At 46.9% G+C, this 25121-nt stretch carries 21 protein-coding genes; 10 read left to right on the forward strand and 11 right to left on the reverse strand.

The window, feature by feature from the left end:
- Window positions 1–17: 17 nt before the first annotated feature.
- Genes U5R06_19535 through U5R06_19550 form a run of 4 tightly spaced genes read left to right on the forward strand, consistent with a single transcriptional unit; the run spans window position 18 to window position 3171 of the window.
- Window positions 18–347 (forward strand): DUF2007 domain-containing protein, encoded by a 330-nt coding sequence (locus U5R06_19535; protein ID MDZ7724936.1) that lies wholly within the window; start codon window positions 18–20, stop codon window positions 345–347.
- Between the two features lie 15 nt (window positions 348–362).
- Window positions 363–1616 carry a histidine--tRNA ligase gene (hisS, locus tag U5R06_19540; protein MDZ7724937.1) on the forward strand — a complete coding sequence of 418 codons (1254 nt, stop codon included), beginning with the start codon at window positions 363–365 and terminating at the stop codon, window positions 1614–1616.
- Entirely contained in the window at window positions 1613–2407 is a 795-nt protein-coding gene (locus tag U5R06_19545) for an RNA methyltransferase (GenBank protein MDZ7724938.1), read from the forward strand. Before hisS ends, U5R06_19545 begins: the two co-directional genes overlap by 4 nt.
- On the forward strand, window positions 2404–3171 hold the full coding sequence (locus tag U5R06_19550; protein MDZ7724939.1) for a type II CAAX endopeptidase family protein: 768 nt from the start codon (window positions 2404–2406) through the stop codon (window positions 3169–3171). The genes U5R06_19545 and U5R06_19550 overlap by 4 nt, the downstream gene beginning before the upstream one ends.
- Here the strand turns inward: U5R06_19550 and U5R06_19555 are convergent.
- The gene (locus tag U5R06_19555; GenBank protein ID MDZ7724940.1) at window positions 3161–4333 is read right to left on the reverse strand and encodes a nicotinate phosphoribosyltransferase; all 1173 of its coding nucleotides are present in this window, start codon (window positions 4331–4333) and stop codon (window positions 3161–3163) included. The genes U5R06_19550 and U5R06_19555 overlap by 11 nt on opposite strands.
- Before the next feature lie 188 nt (window positions 4334–4521).
- Here U5R06_19555 and U5R06_19560 point away from each other — a divergent pair, with 188 nt between their 5' ends.
- Together U5R06_19560 and U5R06_19565 are read left to right on the forward strand one after the other, a co-directional pair.
- Window positions 4522–5847 (forward strand): cobalamin-dependent protein, encoded by a 1326-nt coding sequence (locus U5R06_19560; GenBank protein MDZ7724941.1) that lies wholly within the window; start codon window positions 4522–4524, stop codon window positions 5845–5847.
- Window positions 5837–6238, forward strand: a complete 402-nt coding sequence (locus tag U5R06_19565) for a ParB N-terminal domain-containing protein (protein MDZ7724942.1) — start codon at window positions 5837–5839, stop codon at window positions 6236–6238. The genes U5R06_19560 and U5R06_19565 overlap by 11 nt, the downstream gene beginning before the upstream one ends.
- Here U5R06_19565 and U5R06_19570 read toward each other — a convergent pair whose 3' ends face one another.
- From U5R06_19570 to secD, 4 genes are all read right to left on the reverse strand, one after another.
- Window positions 6239–7519, reverse strand: a complete 1281-nt coding sequence (locus tag U5R06_19570; protein MDZ7724943.1) for an adenylosuccinate synthase — start codon at window positions 7517–7519, stop codon at window positions 6239–6241.
- 75 nt (window positions 7520–7594) lie between these two features.
- On the reverse strand, window positions 7595–7930 hold the full coding sequence (locus U5R06_19575) for an STAS domain-containing protein (protein ID MDZ7724944.1): 336 nt from the start codon (window positions 7928–7930) through the stop codon (window positions 7595–7597).
- A gap of 8 nt (window positions 7931–7938) precedes the next feature.
- Entirely contained in the window at window positions 7939–8862 is a 924-nt protein-coding gene (gene secF, locus U5R06_19580; protein MDZ7724945.1) for a protein translocase subunit SecF, read from the reverse strand.
- A gap of 14 nt (window positions 8863–8876) precedes the next feature.
- Window positions 8877–10922, reverse strand: coding sequence for a protein translocase subunit SecD (gene secD, locus U5R06_19585; GenBank protein ID MDZ7724946.1), 2046 nt, complete (start codon window positions 10920–10922; stop codon window positions 8877–8879).
- Window positions 10923–11162: 240 nt separating this feature from the next.
- On the opposite strand from secD, the gene U5R06_19590 reads away from it, so the two are divergent.
- Both U5R06_19590 and selA read left to right on the forward strand, forming a co-directional pair.
- Window positions 11163–11867 (forward strand): hypothetical protein, encoded by a 705-nt coding sequence (locus U5R06_19590; protein ID MDZ7724947.1) that lies wholly within the window; start codon window positions 11163–11165, stop codon window positions 11865–11867.
- 76 nt (window positions 11868–11943) lie between these two features.
- Window positions 11944–13320: an L-seryl-tRNA(Sec) selenium transferase gene (gene selA, locus U5R06_19595; GenBank protein ID MDZ7724948.1), complete on the forward strand. Its 1377-nt coding sequence runs from the start codon at window positions 11944–11946 to the stop codon at window positions 13318–13320.
- Between the two features lie 90 nt (window positions 13321–13410).
- On the opposite strand, the gene U5R06_19600 is transcribed toward selA, so the two are convergent.
- The 4 genes from U5R06_19600 to U5R06_19615 form a co-directional block, all read right to left on the reverse strand.
- A complete protein-coding gene (locus U5R06_19600) occupies window positions 13411–14748 on the reverse strand; it encodes a T9SS type A sorting domain-containing protein (protein MDZ7724949.1) in 1338 nt (445 codons plus the stop codon).
- A 106-nt stretch (window positions 14749–14854) separates the two neighbouring features.
- The gene (locus tag U5R06_19605; GenBank protein ID MDZ7724950.1) at window positions 14855–15619 is read right to left on the reverse strand and encodes a FlgD immunoglobulin-like domain containing protein; all 765 of its coding nucleotides are present in this window, start codon (window positions 15617–15619) and stop codon (window positions 14855–14857) included.
- Window positions 15620–15675: 56 nt separating this feature from the next.
- On the reverse strand, window positions 15676–17580 hold the full coding sequence (locus U5R06_19610) for a FlgD immunoglobulin-like domain containing protein (protein MDZ7724951.1): 1905 nt from the start codon (window positions 17578–17580) through the stop codon (window positions 15676–15678).
- Window positions 17543–22351 (reverse strand): hypothetical protein, encoded by a 4809-nt coding sequence (locus U5R06_19615; protein MDZ7724952.1) that lies wholly within the window; start codon window positions 22349–22351, stop codon window positions 17543–17545. Before U5R06_19615 ends, U5R06_19610 begins: the two co-directional genes overlap by 38 nt.
- Before the next feature lie 475 nt (window positions 22352–22826).
- Between U5R06_19615 and U5R06_19620 the strand changes: the two genes are divergently transcribed.
- Window positions 22827–23459: a hypothetical protein gene (locus U5R06_19620; protein ID MDZ7724953.1), complete on the forward strand. Its 633-nt coding sequence runs from the start codon at window positions 22827–22829 to the stop codon at window positions 23457–23459.
- Window positions 23460–23472: 13 nt separating this feature from the next.
- On the forward strand, window positions 23473–24258 hold the full coding sequence (locus U5R06_19625; GenBank protein MDZ7724954.1) for an HD domain-containing protein: 786 nt from the start codon (window positions 23473–23475) through the stop codon (window positions 24256–24258).
- On the opposite strand, the gene U5R06_19630 is transcribed toward U5R06_19625, so the two are convergent.
- Window positions 24246–24563 (reverse strand): MauE/DoxX family redox-associated membrane protein, encoded by a 318-nt coding sequence (locus U5R06_19630; GenBank protein ID MDZ7724955.1) that lies wholly within the window; start codon window positions 24561–24563, stop codon window positions 24246–24248. The two genes, U5R06_19625 and U5R06_19630, sit on opposite strands and share 13 nt — an antisense overlap.
- 95 nt (window positions 24564–24658) lie before the next feature.
- Entirely contained in the window at window positions 24659–25120 is a 462-nt protein-coding gene (locus tag U5R06_19635; protein MDZ7724956.1) for a rhodanese-like domain-containing protein, read from the reverse strand.
- Between the last annotated feature and the right edge of the window lies 1 nt (window position 25121).

Raw genomic sequence — 25121 nt, forward strand, 5'->3', positions numbered from 1 at the left:
TATTTAAGGAGGTGCGTATGAAACAATGTCCGGATTGTCAGCGCTTGTTTGCAAAAGAGATAAAAGAGTGTCCGCATTGTCATAAAAAACTCGAATCTTCATCTGCCGATGACACACAAGAAACATTCATCGGCCTCTATTCCTTACCCGGAGAGGTGTATGCGAAAATGGTCAAAGAAGTTCTGGAAAATGAAGGCATTACCTGTATATTAAAACAGGATGTCGTCGGAAGCAGTCTGTTGGTAAAAGGCACCAATATATCAGGCGGGTCTTATCAGCTTTTTGTAAAAAGAAAAGACCGAGATCGGGCACAGAATATTCTACATGGAATGATGGATCACATATAAGGAGCAACCAGACGAATGAAATACAAATCAGTCACCGGTGTTCGAGATGTTTTACCGGAAGAACAGCCGTATTGGCGGTTGATTGAACAGAAAATTGCAAAGATCACACAGCTTTACGGATATTTACGGGTAGACCCCCCGATATTTGAAGAAACCCGTTTGTTTGAACGCGGTGTAGGGGATACCACGGATATTGTCGAAAAGGAAATGTACACCTTTCAGGACAAGGGGGATCACAGTTTGACCCTGCGCCCTGAATTTACAGCCGGGGTGATGCGGCTTTATATTGAAAACGGATTACACAAACAGCCCAAACCGGTTAAGCTTTACAGTCAGGGACCGGTGTTCCGATACGAACGTCCCCAGGCCGGACGCTTTCGCCAGCATAACCAGTTTAATGTTGAAGCATTGGGCGAACAGGACCCGGCCCTGGATTTTGAGGTCATGTCCATCGCCTGGCAGATCTACAGCGAACTTGGCTTTACCGGACTGAAATTTCAGCTCAATTCTACCGGATGCCCGACATGCCGGCCCGCTTATATTGGTAAATTAAAAGAATATTATCGCAAACACTACGACAGCATTTGCAAAAACTGTGTAAACCGTCTGGATCGCAATGCCTTGCGTTTATTGGACTGCAAGGAAGAGCAGTGCCAGCCTATTATAGCCAGCGCGCCGGTGATCAGTGAACATCTTTGTTCAGAGTGCGAGGAGCATTTCACCAGATTGCAATCCTATTTAGCAGAAACCGGGCGAACATTTGAAATCAACCACAAACTGGTGCGCGGACTTGATTATTACACTAAAACGGTATTCGAAGTCTGGATTCAGGGCATCGGTTCACAGAATGCCATGTGCGGAGGCGGAAGATATGACGGATTGATCGAGCAGCTGGGTGGCGAACCGACGCCCGGCATTGGATTTGGTTCCGGAATCGAACGTATTATTCTCAGTATGAAGGAACAAGGCATTACACCTCCTGACCTGCCGTCACCTTCCGTTTATCTTTGTCCGCTGGGAGATAAAGTCAGAAATACAGCCGTTCAACTGACGGCATCACTGCGTGAATCAAATATTGGTGTATATCTTGCCTTTGGACAAAAAAGTATGAAAGCCATGATGCGCGATGCCAACCGTAAAAACTGCATCTACGCCGTCATCCTCGGTGAAACAGAACTGGAACAAAGCAACGTCATTGTCAAAACTCTGGAAACCGGCGATCAGCAGACCATGGCGCTGGATGCAGTGGCAGACTTTTTTAAAACATGACTGATCATTTATTCGAAAATGCGCCGAGCCTGTCCCGGAGACAGATTCAATTTATCCGTTCTCTTGCCGGGAAAAAAGTCCGTGATCAATCCGGTCAATTTTTCATAGAAGGTGTGCGAATTTGCGAAGAAGCTTATCAGGCACGCGCAGCCATCGCCTATGCCGTCGCCTGTCCGCAATTGATATCCGAACGCGGTCGGGCATTACTGGCGTCTGTTGAACTCTCGGACATCCCCATACATAGGGTGTCTGCATCAGGATTCAAATCCCTGTCCAGCACCCGCTCACCCCAGGGTATCGGTATGGTCGTTTCCAGGATGCAACCTCATTTAAATCCGGGACCTATAATCATGGCCCTGGATCATATCAGGGACCCGGGAAATATCGGCACGTTGTTCCGGACAGCAGACTGGTTTGGTATTTCATCCATCATCCTGTCGCAAGGCTGCGTTGACGTTTACAATGACAAGGTTGTACGCAGTTCAATGGGTGCGATTTTCAAGGTTCCCTTTACTGAAAATGCAGACCTGATTGACATATGCAACCAAATGAAAACAAAAGGTTATGTCATTTTAGGCACTGCAGCAAACGCTGACACCTCGCTTGTCGATTTTCAAAACAGGGATAAAATATTATGTGCGCTGGGAAGTGAAGCTGAAGGGTTGTCTCCCCCTCTGCTGAATAGTTGTGACGCTGTCATTTCTATCCCCGGCAACGGCAAATCAGATTCACTGAATGCCGCCATTGCAGGTTCAATTCTCATGTACCATTTAACTCTGGAACGCTCATGAATTCTGATACCGGTTACCAGCCGCCCGAGCCGCAAAAAATAATGCTGGTCTTGTTTCTGACCATCATTGGAATCATAGTGCTGAACTTTTTGCCACTTTCCACAGGTCATTTATTATTTTTGCTGGCCGGTGAATTATTTATTATTATACCTGCTCTGCTGTTCGTTTTGAGGACCAGGCATTCTTTATTAAAAGCCTTCCGGATCAAGCCTGTAAAACCGCGAAAGCTGTTTGCAACTGTTCTGTTTTTTGTTCCGATTTATATACTTACGGACGAACTGGATCGACTGGTGATGCATTTTTTCCCGCTTCCGGAAGAGCTGCAGCGTGCAATCACGGAAATGGTGACCTTTACCTCTCTGCCGCAGACCCTATTGCTGATCTTCACGGGAGTGTTCATTGCCGCTATCGTGGAAGAAATGCTGTTCAGAGGCTTGTTCCAGCAATCCCTTGAATACTATCGTGATCCGGCCATTGCCATTGTGCTCTCTGCCGTATTATTTGCAATCCTGCACTTTAATCCCTGGACCTCACTTCAAATTCTTGTTCTCGGCTTAATTTTGGGCTATGTGACCTGGAAGACCCGCTCCATTCTGCCGGCGGTTATCCTTCACGCTCTCAACAACGGCGTATCCATGGTCTTTATCAACCTCCCCCCTGAACAGATGACCTGGTATGCCCGGAATGGTCACGTCAATGTGCCGTGGATTCTTTTTGGAATAGCCGCTATGGTTCCGGCTTTTCGGTTTTTTCTCAAACGGTAATTTCATCTGTTACGGACAAAGTCCCGAGAACCTTTAGAATTTTTTCACGGATACCTGATACAGTCGGCAAATCCGTGATCACGTTTCCATCTTGAATGATCGGTATCAAGACTTCCTTATAGCCTTTCGGCTTTTTGGCCTGCGACGGATGGATAATGCGCTGCTTGCCGTCGTTTTTCTGCAGCAGCGTTTTTCTACCGCCCATTTTACCGCGCTTGGCAAGCGGTTCTCCCTCTATCTCGACAATATCCATGGCAAAGTCAAATACCGGGGCATTGCTGATCGAGGTTCCCACTCCATACGCATCGGCAATTTCATTCAAATTCATGATTGAATATTCATCCAGTCCCCCGGACGCAAACAATTTAATATCCTTGTAACCGCGCATATCCAGTTCCCATCGCACCTCTTTGAGTAAATTCAGAAAATCCCCACGCCGGCTCCCGGGTGTATCAAGCCGGAGCGCATCAACCCGTTTTAGCTGTTCAGCGACACGAATCGCTTCGAACTTTTCATCATTAAACGTATCAATCAATACAACCCGTGGAATCGAATCCGGCATCAACTCGTCAAAAGAACGCGCGGATTCTATCGTATCACCTTTCAGCAAAACCAATGTATGCGGGATCGTCCCGACCGGATCGAGTCCCAGCATCTCGGCGCTTTTGACGGCAGCCACTCCATCACATCCTCCAAGGTAAGCGCTTTTGTCAATCAGGGGAGCAATAGCCGGATGCATGCGCCGGGCGCCAAAACTGTAAACAGGCCGTCCCTGGGCGGCAAGTTTGCATCGGGAAGCTTTTGTGGCGACCCCGGTGGCCTGACATAACATTCCCAAAATAGAGGTTTCATAACAGCCGAATTTTGTATAATCACCTTCTATTATCAAGACCGGTTCATGCTCGTGAAAAAACGTACCCTCCGGTACAGACCAAACATTCACAGGCTTGTTCTCCAGTAATGTTATGACGTCTTCGAGCCCCGTGAACACACCCCATTTGTAGGGTTTCGGGATACTTTTAATGGTGCATTCCATTACCACCTTTTTGTGGATATTCTCGGACTGCAGTATGGTTTTTGTTCGATCAAAATACACATCAGTCACCCTGGCATCAAGAATATCCTGTTGAGAGGCGATATACAGTCTGCTTTTTTCACGCATATAGCAATCCTTTCTGATTCAACATATTTTTGTTATCGACGGAAATGTTCGCGCACAAAAATCCGTTTAGATATATGAACGGTTAAAGATAATGTTACATTCTATAACAACAAAAACCGGTCATTTATTTACTGAAACGGCTCTTGAAAATGAATACTAACTTTATACAAGAACAAACAGGATCCGGTTTGAAAGCATTACTTGTACAGCCTCCATTACAAGATTTTTTTACAACTCCCGGGCGTATGTACCCCCTCGGTCTGCTCTACGTTGCCGCCGTTTTGGAGAAACTCGACATCCAGGTGAAATTACTGGACTGCCTGGCGCCGCACCGAAAACGCCAATTACGGCTGCCAAACGATTTTAATTACTTGCGTCCGTTTATACAGGACAACTCTTTTCTATACAAAGGTTATTATCACTTTGGTATGGACACTGAAACAATTATTCAGAATATCAAAGAACAAAACCCGGACTTTATCGGGATTTCATCAAACTTTACAGCTTATTATTCTGCCACAAAAAAACTGATCAACGATATTTGTTCAGTGACTTTAGTCCCGATCATTGTGGGCGGACACCACATCACAGCCCTGGGAGATCAACTCCGCGGTACACTTCCGGACCAGGTAAAACTTTGCGCCGGAGAAGCGGAAAAAAACCTTCCGGTACTCATGAATCGGATTTTTGGAACCCGAAAAATTTCCCTAAAGTGGCATGACCTTTTTCCTGCCCATCATTTAGCCCAAAACCGGGATTATATGCAAAACGGAGAACCGGCGATTTCCCTCACAGCGAGCCGCGGATGTCCGCATCTGTGTGATTACTGTTCAGTATCGGCTATGTTTGGACACAAATTTCGCAAACGCCCGGTTGACCACATTATTAAAGAAATGGAATGGAATACCGTTCACAAAGGCATAAAAGCATTTAACTTTGAAGATGACAACATTACAATGGACCCGGGATGGTTTGAACAGTTATTAGAGAACATCCTTGCCAGTCGAATATTGTCAGACAGTCGTCTAATCGCACTGAATGGATTGTATTATAAACCTCTCTCCCAGCCTATCTTTGAAAAAATGAAACGGGCCGGATTTGAACATATTTTTCTCTCTTTTACACAACCCCCGGGTACGTGTATTGATGACAATAAAAAACAGGTTAGGGACCTGATTGACCGCATACGCAAAGCTCAAAAATGCGGATTGCATGTACATGTGTTTACGATCATTGGATTGCCCAACCAAAAATTGAAAGAAATTAAAGAATTATTTAACCTGCTTGAATCAGAAAAAGCGGATATCAAACCATCCGTTTTTTACCTGGCGCCGGGCAGTGACTTGTATAAAAACCGGGTCGTTTCTGAAAATCCAATAAATTGGAATTTATTGCGGTCATCGGCATTCCTGTTCGAAAATGAAAATCTTCGCCGGGAACAGCTTTTGGAACTTTGTCGCACCGCGAGAAGCAAACATACACTATATAACAGGAGGATTAAACATGCGTATTGACATTGATGATATCCAGATAAAGGACAGACTACGCCGTGAAACAGGAGATTTATCTCTGCTGATGCGATCGATTAAACAGGTTGGATTAATTCACCCTATCATCGTTGATGAAAACAATCAATTGCTGAGCGGCTACCGGAGATTACAGGCCTGTCGCCAATTGGGCTGGAAAAAAGTTGTCGTCAAAGTCGTACCGGTCGGTGATGATAAAGTGAGGGGATTGGACTGGGAATTTCATGAAAATCTGGGGCGCCGCGATCTCTCAGAGCAGGAGGCCCAGGATTATATCGAGTCACGAAACCGGCTCTTGCATCCGGAGCCCAAAGGAATTTGGCAGCGCATCAAATCTTTGTTCCGAAAATTGATTGGGCTTTTTAAGAGAAAGAAATAGCTATTCTACGAAGAATGTCTGTTCCCGATCAGGCCCCACCGATCCAATAATCAGAGGAACATTCAAAATCTCAACAATACGCTGCAGATATTCTTTGGCAGCGGGGGGCAGCTGCTCATACGAGGTTACATGCCGGGTTGAGGTCTTCCAACCCGGCAGAGTTTCATAAACAGGCTCTGCATTGTATTGCCTTGTGAGATCAGCGGGATAGTCTTTAATAACCTTCCCCTGATAGTTATAGCCGGTGCAGATTTTTAAGCTCTCAAGGGAATCCAGAACATCCAGTTTGGTGATAACCAGGCCGGAAAGCCCATTTACCCGAACCGAATTGCGAACGACGACGGCATCGAACCAACCGCAGCGCCGCGGCCGTCCGGTGGTTGCCCCGAATTCTCCGCCCAGTTCTCTGACGGTCTCTGCAAATTCAGGATCGAATTCAGTCGGAAGCGGTCCTTTGCCGACACGGGTCGTATAGGCTTTGACGATACCCCATATCTCATCGATGACATTCGGCGCGACTCCGGTTCCGGCGCATACTCCGCCTGCGGTTGGATTGGATGATGTAACAAACGGATATGTGCCGTGATCAATATCCAGCATCGTACCCTGCGCGCCTTCAAACAAAACGCTTTTGTTGTCATGCAAAGCCCGGTTGAGAAAAACCGAAGTATCGGTTATGAACGGAGCAATCGTCTCGGAATAGTTTAAAACCTGATCCACAACAGCCTGAACATCCAACGGTTCTTCACCGAAAATTTTGACCAGCTGTTCGTTGGCATACTCGACATTTCGACGGGTTTTTTCATAAAGAACGGGTTCATCAGTCAAATCACAAACCCGGATGCCGCTTCTGGATATTTTGTCCATATAGGCCGGGCCGATACCGCGTCCCGTGGTTCCGATTTTCTGATCGCTGGACAGACTTTTTTCCTTTGCCTTGTCCAGTTCCCGGTGATAGGGCATAATCAGGTGTGCCCGGTCCGAGATGAACAGTCTGTCCTTAAAATCAATATTGTGATCCTTGACCAGCTGCAATTCATCCACGAATACGTCCGGATCAATCACCACCCCATTGCAAATCACATTCAGAGTGTGCGGCCACAAAAGCCCGGATGGAAGCTGATGCAGTATGATCTGTTCCCCTTTAACGACAACCGTATGCCCGGCATTGGGTCCACCCTGATAGCGGGCAACAATGTCCATCTTTTCACTCAGCAGATCAACGATTTTTCCTTTTCCCTCATCGCCCCATTGAGCGCCAATGACCACAGTAGCTCCCATAACACTCCTCTTACATATAAAAGCCCCGTGGCAACGTAACGGAGCTTAAAAATGATACCTATTTCAGACTATTTGCTAAAACGCAGCGACCGCAGACTCTACCACATCATAGATATCAAACACCTTGTCCAGTTTTGTAATCTGTAAAAGCCGCTGGATACGATCCGTAACCGATGCGATTACAAGTTCACCGCCTGCATTGCGGATCGTGGTCAACGCGCCGATAAGAATGCCCAGACCGGAACTGTTAACCCAGCTCACTAAAGACAAATCCACAACCACCTTGAGGTTACCGGATTCGATCAACTCGTGCAGTTTGTCATTCAGGGCTGTCGCATCCGGTCCTCCCATCATCTCACCGGACAACTTTAAAACAACAACATCATCATGTAACTGTTCTTTAATTTCCATAAACACACCTATCGAGATTTACGGCCCGAGCGTTTTTTCGGATCAGAACGCAACTCCCACTCTAAAACAATAGGACTGGCCACAAAAATAGAAGAATACGTTCCAATCACAACACCAACAATCATGGCAAAAGAAAAATCATGAATGACCTGGCCGCCGAACAGGAACAGAACCAACAGCACAAACAAAGTTGTGACTGAAGTGATAACGGTTCGACTGATCGTTTGATTCAGACTGATATTCACCAGGTTTGGAAACGTTTCACGTCTAAGAGTTTTCATATTCTCACGAATTCGGTCATACACCACAATGGTATCATTGAGCGAATAACCGACAATGGTCAGGAAAGCGGCTACCACTGCAAGCGATATTTCCAGGTTGAGCAGTGAAAATATGCCAAGTGTGATCAAAACATCATGAAAGAGAGCCGCTACCGCACCGACGGCAAATTTAAACTCGAACCGCCAGCTGATATAAATCAAAATGCCAAGCAGGGAGATGAGAACAGCCATGATCGCTGCTCGCCGAAGCTCTCCTCCAATTTTGGGGCCGACTTCCTGTACCGAGATGATCTCATACGGATTATCCGACAGATCATTGCCCAGTTCTGTTTCAACCAGACCAGCTGTCTCTGCGCCTTCGTGCTGCTGTTCCACTCGAATCATGATTTCATTTTCTTCAGCAGTCCCCATCTGCTTAATTTCAGCATCCGCCAGACCGATATCTGTAAGCGATTCACGTATTTGCTCCGCGGAAATCGACTTTTCAAAGGCCAGGTGTAATGAAGTTCCACCTGTAAAATCAATCCCGTAACGTGGACCGCCTTGAATGACGAGAGAAATTAAGCCAATGAGTATAAGGACACCTGAAACAACATAGGCGATGTTACGTTTTCCGATCAGATCAATTTTGAGGTTCTGAAAAAATTGCATTACTTTATCCTATATTAAATACTTAATGTTTTAATTTTATAACGAGCCAGAACCAGTTCAAATACCAGACGCGTGACAACAATAGCCGTGAACATACTGGCAACGATACCGATAGACAGCGTCAATGCAAATCCCTGGATGGGCCCTGTGCCGAAACTGTAAAGAACAATAGCGGTGATCAGAGTGGTGACATTGGCATCCAGAATCGTTGTGAACGCACGCCCATAGCCGCTGTCAAGCGCTGCCTGTACGGTTTTCCCCCCGCGCAACTCTTCGCGTATACGTTCAAATATCAGCACATTGGCATCAACAGCCATACCAACCGTTAAAATAATGCCGGCAATACCCGGCAGGGTCAAGGTTGCATGAAATCCGGCCATCACGGCAAAAACAAATAATATATTTAGCAGCAACGCAAAATCAGCGACAAGGCCGGATGCGCGGTAATAAATGACCATAAACACAACCACAAGGGCCAATCCGATCACAGCGGATAGTTGTCCTCTCTGAACGGAATCGCGTCCCAGGGACGGTCCGACCGTGTTCTCAGTGATTGCATACACCGGAGCGGGCAGCGCACCGGCACGAAGCACCAGAGCCAGGTCCTTAGCCTCGTCCATGGAGAACGAGCCGCGGATAACCGCACTGCCGGTGGGGATTTTCTCATCAATATTCGGCGCGGAAGCGACTTTACCGTCCAGCACAACCGCCAATTGACGGCCGACATTCATACCGGTAACGCGTGCAAATATCTTGGCGCCTTCGTTGTTCAACTCCATTTGCACCTGGGGATTCCCCGCGGTCAAACTCGCATCACCGCCGGAGATTTGCACACTGGCGTCCGTTAGCATTTTTCCTAAAAGTTCAGGTTCTTTGTTCAACAAGTAGAGTTTGTGAAATTCCTGTTCATTAAAATTAATCGGCCAGCGTCCAAAGACAAATTCCGTATCATTGGGAATCACATCCTGAACTTCCGGCAGTTGAATGATACGTTGGACGGCGTTCAAATTCTTAGCCGGAACCGCGATATAATTGGCCTGTCCGGATAAACGGCGGAGCAGCGAGGTGAACGGTTTTTCGGAAAAGGTCTTTTCGTCAACAACAACCGTTGTATCCTCTTCTTCAGACATCGTATCCTGATCACCGAATAATTCTTCGAGTGAAACTTCGGATTCGTCCGCGACCTCTCCTTCTTCAAAGGTTGTATCGGTTTCAGTTTCTACATCATCAAGAATTTCTTTACCGGCGCGCTGCGAACGCAACACGCGGTCAATGTCATCCAGAATCGACCACACCATATCTGCTTCTTTTACCAACCTGAATTCCAGTAAAGCGGTCTGACCGATAAGGCGTTTGGCGCGTTGGATATTCTGAATACCCGCCAATTGTATCTCTATACGCCGGTCGCCCTGTTTGGTAATAGAAGGCTCGGAGACGCCAAACTGATTAATGCGGTTACGCAGAACTTCCAGCGTTCGATCAATGGCATCTTCAGCTTCCAGTTTCAGGTCCCGGATAATTTCATCAGGGGTTTCACCCTTGCGGCCAAAATAACGATTCATGGCAAGATCGCGCTTTTCAAAACTCTGTTCCAAAGCGACGAAAAAATCCACACCCTCTGATTCAACGGCTTGACGCGATTCCTGAATGATCTCTTCCAGGCGTCCGTCGGGGTTCTTGGCCAAATCCTGAAGCAGTTCAGGCAGATCGGTTTCATAAACAAGATAAGTGCCGCCCCGCAGATCAAGACCCTGTCGTATGGCTTTGGCGCTGACTTTATCAATTTTTTGGTTCAATTCAATCAGATTATCAGCGGTCTCCAGTGCGATTTCCTGAGAATCTGCAGATACGTTTTTACGCACAAGATTTGCCAATTCACCGGTTACCAACGCATCCGTCAATTGGACCTGGGAAAGACCGGTCATGGCGTTCAATTCACTGAATAATTCCGATTCCTTTTCCTGCAGATCACCCAGCTGAAACGTCGGGTATAACGACACCACTGCAAGAATGATTAAAGCAACTATAAATATCAACCGTGTCACATGTTTTCGTTGCATGAAGACAATTCCTCCAGGAATTTATTTTTCGTAAAGACACAACCGCGAAATATACTTGATTTCCTTGAAAATGTCAAATGGAAATTGGATTTATGCGGGTTTATTCTTAAATTATCAACACTTGAACAAAACAATGCCGTCAAATGCGGCAATTTTTTAATTATCCTATACAATAAGAAATATTTTGCAAGAAACCTAATATTATTTTCTCCGTATAGGCTAAATAAAAGGAGAACTATTATGAACCGACGCAAACAGGATATATTAATCGGCAGCATCATCATCCTTATCGGTGTTTTTTCCCTGCTCAGCCAAATGGACTTTTTTTATTCGCTCAATAATTTCATTTTCGGCGCCCTGTTTTTGATTGCCGCCGGCTATTTTATAAAGCTCTATGCCGGGAATCGAAAACAGTGGTGGAGATTACTGGTCGCATGCGTATTCGGATTTTTGGGAGCAGGTATTCTCTTAGAGAGTTTTCTCGAATTGCCCGGAAGCCTGTACGGAATTCTTTTATTTTTAGCTATAGCCTCTTCATTCGCTTATGTGTATGGCCGGGATACACGTCAATGGTGGGCCGTGATTCCCTCGGGAATCAGCTTTACTCTGGCAACCCTTGTCCTGCTAAATGCCTTTGAATGGTTATCCTCGGATGTTCTGGGGGTTGTTTTCCTGTTCGGCACCGGACTGACGTTTCTCTACCTTTGGGCCCAGCGGTCTAAAAACAACAAACTGCAATGGGCTGTTTTCCCCGCAGCGGTTTTTATTGTTCTGTCCGTCATTGTGTATATCGATGCCAGCAGCTGGCTGCATTCGGATTTTATCTTTCCCCTCCTGCTGATTATTGCCGGCATTTTACTGATATTAAATACGATCCGGTTACATCATAAGGAAACATTGCAAAAAGATGAATCGTTAACAAGCAACAAAGAAAAACAAGAGTAAATGACGGTTGTCGTCGGTTATTGCAGTTGAAAACCATTAGACAGTGACAAGTCTATACCCGCAGAGTTTTTATAATATGAATCCATTGAGCATAATACCGCCTGTCGACGACCTTTTAAATACATCCGAGGCCGTCGCTCTAATAGACGAGTACGGCAAACAGTCCGTCAAAGCTGCCATACAATCCGAACTGGTGCAAATACGAAAAAAGATAATAAACAAATCGGGTCAAACGACAAGAGCAGCATTAATTGAACACATTCTGAAAAGTATCCGGGAAAACCTGACTTTTGAATTCCGCTCACGCCTCGGCTATGTGATCAATGCGACGGGGATCATTCTGCACACCGGATTGGGCCGCGCGCCTCTTTCGGAATCCGCCGGAGAGCATATCCAACACGTCATAAAGGGATATTCAAATCTCGAACTGGATATGGAAAGCGGCAAACGCGGCGACAGAATGACTCATATCCGGGACCTGTTGTGCAAACTTGCAGGTTCTGAAGACGCCCTGGTCGTGAATAATAACGCCGCGGCGGTTTTCCTGAGCCTGAACACACTGGCCTGCGGCAAAGAGGTTCTGGTGTCCCGGGGGGAATTGGTGGAAATCGGCGGATCATTCCGAATCCCTGATATCATGCATAAAAGCGGTGTGATCATGCATGAAGTCGGTACAACCAATAAAACCAAACTCTCTGATTATAAAAATGGTGTATCTGAACACACCGGGGCTGTCATGGTCGCACATACATCCAATTACCGAATAACCGGATTTACAGAGACCGTCGCCTTGAACGAGCTTTGTGATGTCGCACACTCGCATAACATGCCGGTGATTCACGATCTGGGAGCCGGTGTGATACATGACTTGAGAGCATTCAATTTACCGTATGAGCCCCTTGTTCAGCACAGTCTTCACGCCGGTGTTGATGTGGTCACATTCAGCGGTGATAAGGTTCTGGGGGGACCCCAATCCGGTATTCTCGTCGGGTCCCGTTATTATCTCGAGCAGATTTTTGAAAATCCGATTATGCGCGCGGTCAGATGCGGAAAACTGACGCTGGCAGGATTGGAAGGCACATTAAAACTCTTTTTCAAGGCTGAATTCCCCCAAAATCATAAAAGTATGCAACTGTTAACAGATTCTGTTGAACATATTGTAGAAAAAGCAGAATACATAGTATCCCGACTGCATACCGACATCCGGACTCGCTACCGGGTCAAGATTGAAACATGCACAAGCCAGCCCGGCAGCGGCGCGCTGCCCACTGAAGAACTGCCCAGCCGGGCCATCGTACTCGAGCATTCATCACCGCACAAAGTCGCCGAACACTTGCGGAAAAGCGATCCGCCTGTCATTCCATATATCTACAAAGGCCTTGTTTTTTTAAATTTACGTACGGTTGACAAAACCGAACTGGAACCATTAACAAACGTTCTAAATCAGCTATAAAAAAAGCGGTGTCTTAAAGACACCGCTTTTTCAAGAGTTCCCACCCGGTCAATCAATCAAAGTACGGAGTTCGAGGCAAAACCCGTTCTGCTATTTAATCAAAGTCATTTTTCTGATTTTTGTATACGGCCCGGTACTCATTTTGTAAAAATACGTACCGGCGCTCATCTGTGAAGCATTCAGGGTGATATGATGAGACCCGGCGGGCATCGTGCGATCAATGAGTACCTGAATACGTTTACCCAGCAGATCATAGACTTCCAGGGTGACATGCGTCTCTTTTTTCAACTCATAAGAGATGGTGGTTTGGGGATTGAACGGATTCGGAAAATTTTGCTGCAAGGCAAATTCATGGGGAACAGCCTTGAACTCGCGAACCGGAGAATACTCAAAACTTCCATCCGTATCCACCTGTTTCAGGCGATAGTAATAACTCCGGTCTGAGGCGGGCACAGTATCCAGAAAAGAATATTCTTTTGCAGCGCTGGACGTCCCGGCGCCGGGCACAAACCCGATGACTTGCCAATCAGCCTGACTTGCGCCGGCTCGCTGAATCTGAAATCCATAATTGTTGGTTTCCGTCGCTGTCTGCCAGGTCAGCAGGACACCGTCAACGCTTTGTGTGACCGAAAAAGCCGCCAATTCGACCGGGATGACCTGTTCAAAATTTGCGGTATAGGACTCGTCTTCTTCCATAATGAAAACGACCGTTTCATTGGTGTCCGACTCTGCATCCCACGTCCATTCGATAAATTCATACAGTACAGCATCTTTGCTGGCTGCGGCCAGCCAGACGGTATCACCTTTCTGGACGTTATAGGAAGGATCAGCCGCCGAATAGGCAGCCGACTGGGTGAATTTGGCAAGAATATCACCCATCGTTTCGTCATTCACGCTGAGATCAAGATCCAGTTCCTCTGCATTGATTTCCACGGCAGCAGTGCCTTGACCTTCATATTTTAATGAATCAATCGGTATTTCCTCAGAGGTGGAAGGGTCAAGATTGGTCAATTCTTCATCATTGAACACATAAACTTCATCTTCAGCCGCCTTGTAGACGGCCAGTTTAATCCTGTGACCCTCAATAAATCCCAGTTCAGTAATGAGACCACTGGATCGTTCCGCCTTGTAAGCTTCAAACCAGAGTATACTTTCATTCACATCCATGCTGGTGTATGAACTTGTCAGTGTTTTCATACCGACACATATTTCATTACCTTCTACCGTGTCGAACGCGCCTATTTTGTCTCCGGCAACCAGATTCGTTTCATTAAAACCCGCATCAATAGAAACACTGGTTACATATATCTGCATGGGGAATTGTGTACTCTCGGGATTCTCAAACATCTCGGGAGTAATCTCCGCTTGTACTGTACTTGCTACAAAAGTAAGGCAGCACAGCACCAAAGTCCTCAACATACCTTTCATGATTGACCTCATATTTTTGTACATTCTAAATGTAATTTACAATGGTTTCGGTAAAAATTCAAGTTTTTTACCAAGCCTTTGCAAATAAACATCACATCGTTCTTGTTCACCGTATCAGGGACATTTTCCGGGTTTCCTGATACATGTCCGTTGATAATCTGTAAAAAAACATCCCGGATGCGACGGGAATACCCTGCTCATCAGTTCCGTCCCATTGTACAGAATAGGTCCCATTCCTCTGGATATCGTTCACCAGCTCCCGTATATGCCTTCCCGTCAGGTCGAATATATTTAAAGCCACATGACCGGTTCGAGACAGTGAATAGCAAAGAGTGGTCACCGGATTGAATGGGTTTGGAACATTTGCATCTAATCTAAAATCATTGTTAACCTGTTCTGCTTCACTTACATGGCTATGTGCTCCGCCATGGTGAATTTTTATTGCAATTGAACTCATTTCTGTTCTGTAAATCCCATCTACAGGTTCACCGGTATTGGCATTCAAAAACTCAATATCATCATAATCAATTATCGTTTCTTTTTGATCAGAAAAATCCCAAAACCTGAACCGAAGCGTATCGCCTTCATTAAAACCCACCGTATTTGAATCACTCAACCCCGCTCGTAAAATCTCGTATTCATCAGGAGCCGGGGCCAATTGTTGTTCCAACACAAAAGAATCAACCAAAAGCGTATCCGGGTTAAAAACAGCAATTTCATCACCGCTAACCATATGCCGACCGTTATATGTCGCTTCGATCACATAAATGGTCATGGGTTGATACGGATTTTGATCCGGTGGCTTGAAATGCTGTCCTTTCGCCATACCGGCGAGCAAACATACAATTAAAACAAAATACTTGATGCTCAATCTAAACAACCTCATGTTAAAAAGCCGGGGGCGGTTTCAACCGCCCCCGCTTTGCTTTATTTTGCAAACATCATTTTACGGGTTTGAGTAAAGTCACCGGATTTCAGGTGGTAAAAGTAAATACCGGTTGCAACCTGATTGCCGTAACGATCCGTACCGTTCCAGACCACGGTGTGATAACCGGCTTTTTGCTGAGTGTTCACCAGAGTGGTCACCAATTTACCGGTCACATCAAAGATCTGAACGGTTACCTGGTTATCCGCGGGCAGAGCATAATGAATGCTGGTAGACGGATTGAACGGATTCGGGTAATTCTGTTCAAGCGCAAAATCCTCGGGCAGTTCCGCCTGTTGTGCAACTTTTGTGTTGATATTGACAACTGCGGTTCCCATTTGCGAGAACAGAGCCGGAGCCATGGATTCACCGGTTTTCGGGTCGCTGTACTGTACAGCTTTGGCGTCAATGTTCAGCAGTTTGTTTTCCGCCTTGCTCCACAGTTTAAATGTCATCGCGTGACCTTGAACGAATCCCGGAGCATTTCCGTCAGTAGCAGATGCTTTGATCAGCAATGGCTGTTCCTTGGAAACCGGCTGACTGACCACAGCGGCGCCGACGAGTGTTTCGCCGTCATAAACCGCGATTTCATCACCGACCTGAACATCATAGTCATTCACTTTGGCTTCCGTGACATAGACGGCCATAGGCTTGTATGGATTGTCCATACGTTCCATCTCAAAGTATTGCGGCATCTGTTCCACAGTTTGTTCAGCAACTGCCTTGGGAGTACTGCTGGGACAATTGACAGTGAACGTACCGCCGCCATCGACTTTGACGTAATAGCCTTCACCCGCCTGAACATTACCGATTTTGTTCTGCCAGCCTGAGAAGAACAGTTCTTCCAATGGATTACCTCTTTCATCCAGAGCCTTGACAAATACACCCTGATTGATGAGAGTCTGGAAGAATTGCTGCGCATCCTGACTTGAACCCAGGCAGGGATAGCTGACAATGTTCCATCCATCATTCAGCGATATATTTAACGGAGTCTCCAAACGGGTTCCGCTGACATGCAGCACGCAGGGGCCGTCAACATTGATATAATAGCCCTGTTCCGGCTGCCAGTTCCCGATAAAGTTCTGCCATTGACCGAAAAGTACTTCAATAGAACCGATACCGGGACCGCCTTGTACTTTTTCAAGATTGGATTCAATTTGATTCAGAATACCGTCCGAGCCGTTTGTATCGAACATATTATGACTGCCGGTAGGATTGACAGCCAATGAGAAGATATGCCAACCGGCTTTGCTGAATTCAATATACTGGTTGTACATGGCGTCCGCCATCGTAAACTCAATCCGGACAGACTGTCTGTAATCAAATATATACGTATTCGGTGTTGCGGGATTGACATATTCATCCACATTCACTTTAAAGAAATCGACAACCGGTACGATATATTCCTGCTGCTGACTTTGATCCCACACTCGAACCGTAACCTCGTGTCCGGGGGTAAACCCGTCTTTATCAGGCGTGGTTTCATCATCAGCTGAACAGGTAATCGTCAGCGGATTCTGAGGTGATATAACAGCGCTTAGCTGGCTATAGCCTACGCACATATCATTATCATAAATCGCAATTTCATCGCCGTATTCCATAGGAACACCCGCTTCAAGATTGGCGTCTGTGACGTAAGCCGTCAGCACCTGATAGGGGTTTTTACCGAGCCAGATCAACTCGTCACGAAAGTGCGTGTTGGTAATGACTGACTCTTCCAGCCCCAGGGTGAACAAGGCGCCTTCGGATCTCAAACCGCCCAGAGAATTGCGGTTGATGATAACCGGACTGGGCTGATCAACATATTCAGCGTTGTCGTATTCATTCGGGCTACCCTGTAGCCGCCACTGGTTCTCAACATCCTGTTCATTACCGTGACGACGAATGATACGCAGGATCTTCAACATCCTGGTATTCGGTAAATCCGTCGGCAATCAGTTCCAGATCAAAATAGCTTTGGGAATACGTGCCGTTTGCCCGAATATCCCAGTAGAAATCCGGATAACCGCCGATATCGCGATTGGCTTCAATCCCGTTCTCAATCGGCAGACCAACATCGCCTTGAGGGGATTCCGAAACGTGTTTTACAGTCAGTTCAATTCCGCTCGGAATCGTCGGTTGCGCTCCGATCGGCTGGAAGGTAATCACAGCCGGACGATAGGCAAACCGGTTCCCGACCGGAAATTCACTGCGCTGGAAGGTTGAGGTTGCCAGATTACCGGTATTCACCATTCCTTTCCGGACATTGCCGACCACGTGGCTCAAATCATCATCACCGACATCAGAGCGGTCAAATCCCTGTCCGTCCGGCGGCGCGGGAATCACAAAGGCATTGTCATCCTGAGTGGCGAGCAAGCCATTGCTGAAAAAGATAACACCGGTTTCAATGTCTCCGCCCTGCAGTGTGACCATCGAGTCGGAATTGGTTTTTGCCACCCGCAGATTAGCATTGGCAACGCCACCGCCGGTCAGGTCCATACCCGCCGAGGGCACATGAAGCATCTGCGCGTTGGGTCCGGCAAATTCCAGAGGTGCGTGGAATTTACATTTCGGATCCGTGGCAAGATTAAACGCATTGGATTCGTTTGCAAAATATACATCACCCATGGTGGTGATTTTGCCGAATGTCTCTACATTGTTTTTCACATGCAGAGAATTCAAACCGCTTACCACAACCGGGGTCATTACCTGTGTATATTTATTTGCAATATTTCTATATCGGGTAAACTCTAACCGTTCAACCTCCGGCGGAAGTTCCGGACCCGTTACCCGATCCGTACCATTGTTATAATAATAAACCCAAATACCGGAACCGTAATTCGTTGACGCTGTTCCTAACAGCTCCAATGTTCCGTCAACAACTTCAATCACAGCATCGTTGGCAACGGTGAATACATTGCCATCCGGTACCTGAACGTTACCTCTGTAATAATTCATGGTGTCATTAACGGTTCGACTGCCCGGCAACACCATATCAACCGATGCGGCTGTGGCGCTGTCGTTTACCGTCGTGACCAGGGTTGTGGGTGCGGCAGGCCATATCTCATCAGAGATCGGATGATCACTGTCACACACCAGATTCAGACGAATTGTCCCTTTGTAATCCGGTGGATCATCAAACGTACCATCCTCGAAAGTAAAGGTCACGCCATTCGACATGGCAAGTTTGCCGTCATGATTGAACTGATGCCCGTCACCGATACGCAAATCAAAACGCTGGGTGACTGTAAAATCGGCATCTTCGGTTGCGGTAAAATTACCGTTATAGATCAGACTGAGATTCGGTATGGTGAATGCAGTTGCACCCTGTCGGAAGGTATTGGTATTAATAACCAGATACCCTGTTGTTGCCGCATAGGTGCCGTCATCACGATGATAATGCCCGTTCACGGTGATATCAATAGCGCCGAAATTCAGCAGACCATCGCCGTGGCGGAACCAACCATTGACATCCAGAGCCGGATTCGCCTGAGCACCGGACAGATTCACATCTTCCAGAACCGTCAGATGATTCAGACTGGGTGAATCCTCGATCATCATTTCCATGGGCGGTGTTAAACTGGCCAAAAACAGCGTATCTGCACCGATCACGGAACCATCTTCATGGAAATTGAAATGCTTTCCACGCAGATGCAGCTCTCTGAATAATCGAATGGTGCCCTGTATCAGAGTAAAATCACCATCCAGATACAGGTCCCCGGGAGTGCCGACAGGCCGCAGTTCAAGCTTGTTGGCCGCATTATCCAAATTAACCACAACATCCGCATCAATATCCGGATCGTTGCCGCCTATTCGCTCCAAACCAAGACGAACAGTACTCGGATGATCAAACAGGAGATAACCCTCGTCACCCAGTGTTGAGGAACCGCCCTGGAAATTATGTTGTTTGGTACCGGACATGAACCAGTAGACAAAATCACTGACATTAATCGCGGCATCCGCAACGTGTCTCAAGTATCCGCCTTGATTCATATTGGATAACAGAGTCAAATTCGCGCCCGAGCCCATAAAAATATTTTCGATATGAGATTGACTGCTCGGTGCAAAACGGATCGCCAGTGAAGAGATACTGCCGGCCGGGTTGTTCTGAAAGCTCAAACTGCCGCGTACAGCTGATGTGTCGCCTGCGATCAAATTATCATTCATAAAGTATTCCGTGTAGAGAGCCGGCGCATCATAGATCACATTGCCCTGTGACAGGGCGGAAACATAAGTATCGGGCAAACCGCCGGGGTCATCTCCGGGCGCTGAACTCAGACAGTTGATCGTTGTACCACTGGGACGAGACAGCACAAAAATGCCTCGATCAATATAAAGCGGCGGTGTCGGAGTAGCCAGTGCATTTTCTGCCTGAACGCTCTGCTCCTGCGCCGATTCACGTATGGGCACTATGGGTGTATGTTCATTGGCGAGATCACCGTAAATCGTCGCATTGCTGCCCATCATCTGCAGATAGGTACCGGTCGCGATGATCAGCGCCTGATCTTCATTGACATTCAGCGACCCGTGCACGGTGGCATCGCGACTCAGATAAATGGTACCGCGTCCCGGGGCCGTAAGACTGTTGGTCGTTTCAACAGACAGATCGTTCAAATGCGAACCGTCGGATGGAATTTCATACCCGGATTCTTTGTCTTTGCCGATATACGCCACATTCACGCGTGTGGTGTCGCCGCTGTCGTCAAAAAGCGGCAAAGCAGCCAATTCACCGCGATTGCGCACGATGGTCGGCTGAACACCGGTGGTTTCATCCATATTAAAGATAATATAGGCGGGACCGGAATTATCAACTTGTCCCTTGACCAGGTACATATGTTCTGTACATCTCAGCGTATCACCGAGAAAGATATCAAGACCGCCGGCATTGGCGTCGTTGTTAAATGCAATATTGGCAAATTCTCCGTCACCGGTCACAAATTGGGGTGAGGCGTTACCATTCATTTCAACATGGCCCAGGTTCAATGATTTGTAACCCGCGTCGTTGGTAAAGGTACCGTTCGCCATATAGGGCGGTGTATCACTGCCGACGATAAGATGAAAATCGCTTAGCGTAATATCGCCGGTCTGGAAATGCACATCATCCAGAACACGCAGCTGCCCGCGAAAATCATCGCCGATAAACACCACCTCATTGTTGCCGTTATTGATCGTCAACGGACCAAACCAGAGAGCGGCTTTCTGACGGCCGAAAATGTACTGATTGATGCCGCCGTTGAACAGCAGGGTGACGGCATCCATGTCCGTATGATTAAAATCCGTGACCGTGCTGCTGCCGAAGGAATCAGTGCCGAAAATCGTGGTATCGGACTGAATCGACAAGGTACGGGTACCGGAATTAGGTCCCATGCTAAAGTCACCGCCCAGGAACTTGGCCGGGCTGCTTTTGATAATGACAGCAGAATCGTTGGTCGCCGGATTAAATTTGACCAGTCCGTTGACGAGATTCAGCCCGTTGAGGACAACTTTACCGTCATTGCGGAAAAAGATCTCACCGCCGTTCATCTCCGATGTGGTATTATTGGCAATGTAAACATCGCGCGGCGCCGCCGCCAACCAGCTGACCACAATCTCCCCGCGCTCTTCATTGGACAGTCCGTAAATCTCGTTGCCGTCCGTTCCGGAATGCGGGATTTTGACTTTGATCCAGCGGGATTTGTTGGTGACTTTGCCGATGCTTTTGTCGGTTTTGAGCTGCAGAGAGTCCATACCCGTGCTAATAAAGCGGGAGGCCACAATATTGGGCAGTTTGTAATCGCCATCTACTACGACTGTATACCCACCGCTTCCGCCTTCCATACGGAAATACAGGGCGCCGCCGCTGGTGTATTCAAAATCAGCTTCTACAGTATGTTGATCACGCGACCAAACCACCAGCGTATCTTGTAAAATAACCGGACCCTTGTTATGCCAGTCTCCACGAATCCCCTTGACCTGAGCCGAATCCACAAATCCACCCCCTGATTCATTGGCCAGGGCCGGTAATTGATAGGTGGTTCCGGTTTCAATGGTTAAATTATTGATCGGGAAATCGCCACCATTAACATCTAAAAATCTGTGTCCCGAGGAAGAAGTAGGATCAAATGGATTACCATTCTTGTCAATAAAAGGCGCATTCACAACCGGATGCTCGGGTCCTGAAACAATCGTATCTCCTGACAAGGCATAAGTCAGATTGCACCACCCGGAAAACTGCGGTGAAGAGTCAAATGTCCCATCCATCCTCATAATTTGAGACCCGCTGGCCAGAATCAAGTTATACGCATTGACAAACTCACCGCCACCCCAGATTTTCAGGTGTTCATCAATGAGAAACTCGCCAAGAAAGGTGTGCCTGCGGATGGTTTCCCATTTCTGAACGACGGGGGCATCCGATTCTCCCTGGTACGGGGAGAAATACATGTCCTTGTCGTCCGTGGTATCGATATTGACGGGCTGGTATTCGTTGCCGTTCGCGTACGCCACATAGATCGTGTCGTTCGCCGACGCGGCGCGAATCGCATCATTAATAGTCTGTTTGGGTCCCTTGACGCCGTCAATCGGCAGGGAGTAAAGACCATTATACCCGTCGTTCCCCTTCAGGACGTGCACGTACCATTTTTCGGCATGCACCACGCCCAGCATACTCAGTGTAACCAGGATGATCAACACAAAGTACGCTTTTGAGTATCTCAGGTTCATTATGACCTCCACAAAAATAAATGAATAAATTAATGTTTTCGGATTAAGTCAAGCATGTATCTTGTACAGCAGTAAGCAATTTCAGTGCCATGACTTTGCTGCCGTATACTTTAGGGATGCTTTATATAATACTATTTTTATTAGCACTTTACAACACTTTTTTTAATATTTTATAATCCGTTGTAGCATGTGATGGCAAAAACACCGCAATTGTTTGCAATAATGTGACACGATTGAAACAAACTGATACATTTTAGCGTTAAAAACCTCTTTTATATGACTTTTATCGCGGTTGCCATTGTGTTTTATGCAATTATAATGCCACAATTGAATATATTTCATTTTTTTAGACACAACATCCCTTGCAGAGTTTTAAAACAGCCAAACAACCTTGAACAATCCCACAACCTGTCCTTTACTTTATCATTCACTTTTCATATATTAAACGTTCTAATTATTACACGATGACGATTTTATGAAAAAAGACAGTCTCTCTTTTATTTCAAACCCTGTATTTCAAATAATCGGAGATACAGCGGATCAATACGGCGTCCAGGTTTATGTGGTTGGCGGTTATGTCAGAGATCAGTTCCTCGACAACAAATGCAAAGACATTGATGTTGTGGTGATCGGTGACGGACCGCAGTTCGCCCGTCAGGCCGCAAACGCGCTGGGAACCCGACACATCTCTGTTTACAAACGCTTCGGCACCGCCATGCTTCGCTACAAAGATTTCACCCTGGAATTCGTCGGCGCGCGTAAAGAAAGCTATCAACGGGATTCCCGAAAACCGATCGTTGAACAGGCAGAGCTGAGCGATGACATTGCCCGCCGGGATTTTACCATCAATGCCATGGCCATCGCGCTGAACCGGGAAAATCGCGGCGATCTCGTTGATCTCTACCATGGCGTGCATGACCTGGAACATCATCTGATTCGAACTCCGCTAAATCCTGAGCGTACCTTTTTTGACGATCCCTTGCGCATTATGCGGGCCGTCCGATTTGCTTCCCGGTTTCAGTTTAAAATAGAGAAAAAAACACTAAAAGGTCTCAAAAACGAGGCGCACCGGTTATCCATCATTTCCCAGGAACGAGATCACCGATGAACTGGTCAAAATATTGCTCACGCCCCAACCGTCTGTCGGACTTTCTCTGATGGACGAAACCGGCATATTCAAAGTTATTCTCCCTGAAATCGAAAAGCTTAAAGGGGTCGAACAAATCGGCAAACATCGCCATAAAGACGTTTTTGATCATACACTCAAAGTTGTGGACAATATTGCGCAAGTCAGTAAAGATCCGCGCCTGTTAATCACAGCGCTCTTTCATGATATTGCCAAACCGGCCACAAAAGCCTATGTCCCTTCTGTTGGGTGGACCTTTCACGGACACGAAGAAGTGGGCGCCCGCATCTTTGAACGTCTGGGCAAACGCCTGCGCCTGTCCAATGACACCATTCAATATGTCAGCAAATTGATCAGACTGCATCTTCGGCCCATCAGCCTGTCCGAGGAAGGCGTAACTGACAGCGCCATCCGGCGTCTCATTTTCAAAGCCGGAAATGACATTGACGATCTGATCAGTCTGTGCCGCGCGGATATCACCTCGGGAAATCCCAAACGCGTCAAGCAGCATCTGGGCAACTTTGATTGGGTTGTAGAGCGCATTCAAAAAGTCGAAGCAAAAGACCATATCCGCGAATTTCAACCGCCGGTTCGCGGCGACGAGATCATGCGGGTTTGCGGCATTCCGCCCGGCCCGTCGGTGGGCAATATTAAAAATGCCATTCAGGACGCCATATTGAACGGCGACATTCCAAACGAGCATGAGGCAGCATACGAATATATGCTGAAAATTAAAGACCGCTATCTTTCCCGGTCCCGGAGAAACCATCAGTCGGGGTGAGTGCGCTCCAACCGGTAAAGCAGGACAGCTGCCGCCAATAGTACGGCATCCTCTACCAGCCGCATGACTCCGACATTCGAGTCACCCGAAAAACATCCGCACTCGATGTCCAGACCTCGAATCAATGCAGATGAAATCGCTGCCATAAATACAATATTCAATCCTATGAGTATCAGAGCTGTCGGCCTCACCCACCGGTTCAGTATCAGCAATACCGCACAGACCAGCTCAAGCCAGGGAAGAACAATTGCCGTCAGCTTTATCACCAGCGGCGGGATCAAACGATAATTTTCAATATCATTCAAAGTCAGCCGGATCCATGATTTTGCTTACAGCCGCAGCAATAAAAACCCCGGCCAACAACAAACGCAATACAAATTTTATCCCAAAAGCCATTTTATCATTCATGCGCAACCTGCTCAGTTTGTTTCCACTCCTCAATTCCGCTTTTATAATAGCCGACGTATTCGTATCCTAAATTGTACAGTTCATCAGCCAGCAACTCGCCGAGATCACATTCGGGACTGTCACAATACGTGATCAACCACTTTTCCTTTGGCAGGGTTTGAATTTTATCATAGACCATTCCCAGACGTTCAAAAGGAATATTGACAGCGCCAGGAATATGAGCGTCGTTATAGGCATCGGGCAGTCGGGCATCCAGAATCAAACAAGCGTCTTTTTGTATCATTTGTTTCAGATCAGACCGGCTCACAGATACCGGTTGAGCCGGCGGCGCATCGAACTTGAATTCTTTCTGCTCCTGCTCAAACAAAGAAATACCATTGGGATTGATAGAATTGGAAATGAATCCCAATAAAACAGAGAGCGCCAGAATCGCCGTTATTTTTATCATACTCATG

This window comes from candidate division KSB1 bacterium, from assembly GCA_034521575.1.
Taxonomy (GTDB): domain Bacteria; phylum Zhuqueibacterota; class Zhuqueibacteria; order Residuimicrobiales; family Krinioviventaceae; genus JAXHMJ01.